Origin of the sequence: Streptomyces prasinopilosus (assembly GCF_001419695.1) — a bacterium.
GTDB lineage: Bacteria > Actinomycetota > Actinomycetes > Streptomycetales > Streptomycetaceae > Streptomyces > Streptomyces prasinopilosus.
The window spans coordinates 1-5,303 of the sequence record NZ_LIRG01000691.1 but is presented as its reverse complement, the minus strand read 5'-3'; the positions used below and the strand labels follow the sequence as shown (position 1 = coordinate 5,303).

Genomic DNA, 5,303 nt, shown 5'->3' with positions numbered 1-5,303 from the left:
GCCCCCGAGGCCGTGACCGGCGAAACCGCGGCCGGTGAGTCCCCGGCCCCCGCCGCCACCACCCTCACCGGCGCCCTCTCCGACCGCCTCGTCGCCGCCCTGAGCGCCGAAGGAAGCGACCCGCACCGCCCCGACCTCGGCAGCCTCGTCGCCACCGTCCCCGGCGACCCGCAGACCCGCAACGAGGCCCGGCAGGCCGTCGCCGCCGTGGACGACGAGGCCGTCCGGCTGAAGTCGGCCGTCAAGGCCCGGGACGGCTTCTTCACCACCTACTGCATCAGCCCGTACTCCCGCTACCTCGCCCGCTGGTGCGCCCGGCGCGGACTGACCCCCAACCAGGTCACCACCGCCTCCCTGCTCACCGCGCTCATAGCGGCCGGCTGCGCCGCCACCGGCACCCGCCCGGGCTTCGTCGCCGCCGGCGTCCTGCTCCTGGCCTCCTTCGTGCTGGACTGCACCGACGGCCAGCTCGCCCGCTACTCCCTGCAGTACTCCACCCTCGGCGCCTGGCTCGACGCCACCTTCGACCGGGCCAAGGAATACGCCTACTACGCGGGCCTCGCCCTCGGCGCGGCCCGCGGCGGCGACGACGTGTGGGCCCTCGCGCTCGGCGCGATGGTCCTGCAGACCTGCCGGCACGTCGTGGACTTCTCGTTCAACGAGGCCAACCACGACGCCACCGCCAACACCAGCCCCACCGCCGCCCTCTCCGGCAGGCTCGACAGCGTCGGCTGGACGGTCTGGGTGCGCCGCATGATCGTCCTCCCGATCGGTGAGCGCTGGGCGATGATCGCCGTCCTCACGGCCCTCACGACCCCCCGCGTCACCTTCTACGCGCTGCTGATCGGCTGCGCCTTCGCGGCGACGTACACCACGGCCGGCCGCGTCCTGCGCTCCCTCACCCGCAGGGCCCGCCGGACCGACCGGGCGGCGCGCGCCCTCGCGGACCTCGCCGACAGCGGACCGCTCGCCGAACGCCTCGCCCGGGCGCTGGAGCCCGCCGCACGCCGCCTGCCCGGGTTCACCGCCCCCGCCGCCGCCCTGCTCGGCGGCGCCGCCGTCACCGCCACGGCCGCGCTGACCGGCTTCGGCGGGCCGTGGCCCGTCCTCGCCGCCCTCCTGTACGTCCTGACCTCCGCCCTGGCCGTCGCCCGCCCCCTCAAGGGCCCCCTCGACTGGCTGGTCCCGCCGTTCCTGCGCGCCGCCGAGTACGGCACCGTCCTGGCCCTGGCGGCGGGCGCCGGGGTGAACGGAGCGCTTCCGGCGGCCTACGGACTGGTGGCCGCCGTCGCCTACCATCACTACGACACGGTCTACCGCATCCGCGGCGACGCGGGCGCGCCCCCGCCCTGGCTGGTGCGGGCGACCGGAGGACACGAGGGCCGCACCCTGGCGGTCGTCGTCCTGGCCGCCCTGCTCACCGCCCCGCAGTTCACCGTCGCGCTCACGGTGCTCGCCGTGGCCGTGGCCCTGCTGGTGCTCCTCGAGAGCATCCGCTTCTGGGTGGCCGCCCACCGGGGCGGCGCACCCGCCGTACACGATGAAGGAGAACCCGCATGATCGGCCTCGTGCTGGCGGCCGGCGCCGGACGGCGTCTGCGCCCCTACACCGACACCCTGCCCAAGGCGCTGGTGCCGGTGGGGCCCGCGGGCATAGAGGGCGAGCCGACGGTCCTGGACCTCACCCTCGGCAACTTCGCCGAGATCGGCCTGACCGAGGCCGCCGTCATCGTCGGCTACCGCAAGGAGGCCGTGTACGAGCGCAAGGCGGCCCTGGAGCGGAAGTACGGCCTCGAGCTCACCCTCATCGACAACGACAAGGCCGAGGAGTGGAACAACGCCTACTCCCTGTGGTGCGGCCGTGACGCCCTCAAGGACGGCGTGATCCTCGCCAACGGCGACACCGTGCACCCGGTCTCCGTCGAGAAGACGCTCCTCGCCGCCCGCGGCGAGGGCCGGCGGATCATCCTCGCCCTCGACACCGTGAAGTCCCTCGCGGACGAGGAGATGAAGGTCGTCGCCGACCCCGGCAAGGGCATGACGAAGATCACCAAGCTCATGGATCCCGCCGAGGCCACCGGCGAGTACATCGGCGTCACCCTCATCGAGGGCGACGCCGCCCCCGAGCTCGTCGACGCGCTGAAGACCGTGTGGGAGAGCGACCCGCAGCAGTTCTACGAGCACGGTTACCAGGAACTGGTGAACCGCGGCTTCCGGATCGACGTGGCGCCGATCGGCGACATCGACTGGGTGGAGATCGACAACCACGACGACCTCGCCCGTGGACGGGAGATCGCGTGCCAGTACTGACCCGGCTCATCCCCTCCCCCCTCGTCGTCGACATCCGTCCCGGAGCCCTCGACGACCTGGGCGGGGTCCTCGCCGACGAGCGCATCGCGCAGTCCGGCCGTCTCGCCGTCGCCGTCAGCGGCGGCTCCGGCGCCGGACTGCGCCGGCGGCTCTCCCCGTCGCTGCCCGGCGCCACCTGGTACGAGGTCGGCGGCGGCACCCTCGACGACGCGGTCCGGCTGGCCGGCGCCATAAAGGCCGGCCACTACGACGCCGTCGTCGGACTGGGCGGCGGCAAGATCATCGACTGCGCCAAGTTCGCCGCGGCACGCGTCGGCCTCCCCCTGGTCGCCGTGCCGACGAACCTCGCGCACGACGGCCTGTGCTCGCCGGTCGCCACCCTCGACAACGACGCCGGCCGCGGCTCCTACGGCGTGCCGAACCCGATCGCGGTCGTCATCGACCTCGACGTCATCCGCGACGCCCCGGCGCGCTTCGTGCGCGCCGGGATCGGCGACGCCGTCTCCAACGTCTCCGCCGTCGCGGACTGGGAACTGGCCTGCAGGGTCAAGGGCGAGCGGATCGACGGGCTCGCCGCCGCCATGGCCCGGCAGGCCGGCGAGTCCGTGCTGCGCCACCCCGGGGGCATCGGCGACAACGACTTCCTCCAGGTGCTCGCCGAGGCGCTGGTCCTCAGCGGCATCGCCATGTCGGTGTCCGGCGACTCGCGGCCCTCCTCCGGGGCCTGCCACGAGATCAACCACGCCTTCGACCTGCTCCACCCCAAGCGGGCCGCCGCCCACGGAGAGCAGTGCGGCCTGGGCGCGGCCTTCGCGATGTACCTGCGCGGCGCGCACGACGAGGCGGTGTACATGGCCGGCGTCCTGCGCCGGCACGGACTGCCGGTGCTGCCCCAGGAGATCGGCTTCACGGTGGAGGAGTTCGTCAAAGTCGTCGAATTCGCCCCCGAGACCCGCCCCGGCCGCTTCACGATCCTCGAACATCTCGACCTGAAGACCGAACAGATCAAGGACGTCTACGCCGACTATGTCAAGGCCATCGGTAGCTGAACTCCGTCCGGTCGTCCACCCCGCGGGGGTGAAGGACCGGCGTAGCGGTGAGCACTGGATGGGACGCCTCTACATGCGTGAGGTGTCCCTGCGGGTGGACCGCTACCTGGTGAACACCAGGGTCACGCCCAACCAGCTCACGTATCTGATGACCGTGTTCGGCGTCCTCGCCGCCCCGGCCCTGCTGGTGCCGGGGATCCCGGGGGCGGTCCTCGGCCTGGTCATGGTGCAGCTGTACCTGCTGCTGGACTGCGTGGACGGCGAGGTCGCCCGCTGGAAGCAGCAGTTCTCGCTCAGCGGGGTCTACCTCGACCGGGTCGGCGCCTACCTGTGCGACGCGGCCGTCCTCGTCGGCCTCGGCCTGCGCGCCGCCGACCTGTGGGGCACCGGCCGCATCGACTGGCTCTGGGCCTTCCTCGGCACCCTGGCCGCCCTCGGCGCCGTCCTGATCAAGGCCGAGACCGACCTGGTCGGCGTGGCCCGCCACCAGGGCGGACTCCCGCCGGTCAAGGACGCCGCCGCCGAACCGCGTTCCTCCGGCATGGCGCTGGCCCGCCGGGCCGCCGCGGCCCTGAAGTTCCACCGGCTGATCCTCGGCATGGAGGCGTCGCTGCTGATCGTGGTCCTCGCGATCGCCGACGCCGTCCGGGGCGACCTGTTCTTCACCCGCCTGGGCGTCGCCGTCCTCGCCGGGATAGCCCTGCTCCAGACCGTGCTGCACCTGGTGTCCGTCCTCGCCTCGAGCAGGCTGAGGTGACCGCGGTGGGATCCTCCCTCAAGGTCGGCGCGGTGATCATCACCATGGGCAACCGCCCCGACGAACTGCGCGCCCTGCTCGACTCGGTCGCCCAGCAGGACGGCGACCCGGTCCGGGTCGTCGTCGTCGGCAACGGCTCGCCCGTCCCGGAGGTCCCCGACGGCGTGCGCACCGTCGAACTGCCGGAGAACCTCGGCATCCCCGGCGGCCGCAACGTCGGCATCGAGGCGTTCGGCCCGGGCGGCCGGGACGTCGACATCCTGCTGTTCCTCGACGACGACGGCCTGCTGGCCCACCACGACACCGCCGAGCTGTGCCGCCGGGCGTTCGCCGCCGACCCGGAACTCGGCATCATCAGCTTCCGCATCGCCGACCCGGAGACCGGTGACACCCAGCGCCGCCACGTCCCCCGGCTGCGCGCCGCCGACCCGATGCGCTCCTCCCGGGTGACCACCTTCCTCGGCGGCGCCAACGCCGTACGCACCCAGGTCTTCGCCGACGCCGGGGTGCTGCCCGACGCGTTCTTCTACGCGCACGAGGAGACCGACCTGGCCTGGCGGGCCCTCGACGCCGGCTGGATGATCGACTACCGGTCCGACATGGTGCTGTACCACCCGGCCACCGCCCCCTCGCGGCACGCCGTCTACCACCGCATGGTCGCCCGCAACCGGGTCTGGCTGGCCCGCCGCAACCTCCCCGCCCCCCTGATCCCCCTCTACCTGGGCGTCTGGATGCTGCTCACCCTGCTGCGCAGACCGTCGCGCCCGGCCCTCAAGGCCTGGTTCGGCGGTTTCCGGGAGGGGTGGGCCACCCCCTGCGGCCCGCGCCGGCCCATGAAGTGGCGTACGGTGTGGCGGCTGACCCGGCTGGGCCGGCCCCCCGTCATCTGACAAGCTCGTGTCCGGAACACCGGGGCCGCACCCGGGCTCCACGGCGCACGCCGGGTCCGCGGGGGCCCGCGCATCTCGAAGAGGGAAAGCCTTCACCAGTGAGTGAGACAACGCACGACGGCACGGCCGCGTCCGACGCGTCCGCGCCGCCCGACGAGGGCCTGACGGCGGCCGAACTCGCCGCCAAATACGGGCTGACGGTCAGCGGTGCCCGGCCGTCGATCGTCGAGTACGTCCGTCAGCTCTGGGGACGCCGGCACTTCATCCTCACGTTCTCTCGGGCGAAGCTGACGGCGCA

At 73.2% G+C, this 5,303-nt stretch carries 5 protein-coding genes and 1 pseudogene; all 6 read left to right on the top strand.

Annotated elements, in window-relative coordinates; all coding sequences use genetic code 11:
- The coding region (locus tag AOK18_RS24650; RefSeq protein ID WP_055695749.1) for a DUF5941 domain-containing protein at nucleotides 1-1,560 on the top strand (1,560 nt) is incomplete at its 5' end.
- On the top strand, nucleotides 1,557-2,309 hold the full coding sequence (locus AOK18_RS24645; RefSeq protein WP_055574989.1) for a phosphocholine cytidylyltransferase family protein: 753 nt from the start codon (nucleotides 1,557-1,559) through the stop codon (nucleotides 2,307-2,309). The genes AOK18_RS24650 and AOK18_RS24645, both read left to right, overlap by 4 nt.
- Entirely contained in the window at nucleotides 2,297-3,358 is a 1,062-nt protein-coding gene (locus AOK18_RS24640) for an iron-containing alcohol dehydrogenase family protein (RefSeq protein WP_055695747.1), read from the top strand. The genes AOK18_RS24645 and AOK18_RS24640 overlap by 13 nt, the downstream gene beginning before the upstream one ends.
- On the top strand, nucleotides 3,336-4,115 hold the full coding sequence (locus AOK18_RS24635) for a CDP-alcohol phosphatidyltransferase family protein (RefSeq protein WP_079105153.1): 780 nt from the start codon (nucleotides 3,336-3,338) through the stop codon (nucleotides 4,113-4,115). Before AOK18_RS24640 ends, AOK18_RS24635 begins: the two co-directional genes overlap by 23 nt.
- A 44-nt stretch (nucleotides 4,116-4,159) precedes the next feature.
- A complete protein-coding gene (locus AOK18_RS24630; protein WP_055695748.1) occupies nucleotides 4,160-5,005 on the top strand; it encodes a glycosyltransferase family 2 protein in 846 nt (281 codons plus the stop codon).
- 98 nt (nucleotides 5,006-5,103) lie between these two features.
- Nucleotides 5,104-5,303, top strand: a pseudogene (locus AOK18_RS24625) (ABC transporter permease); the annotation flags it as partial.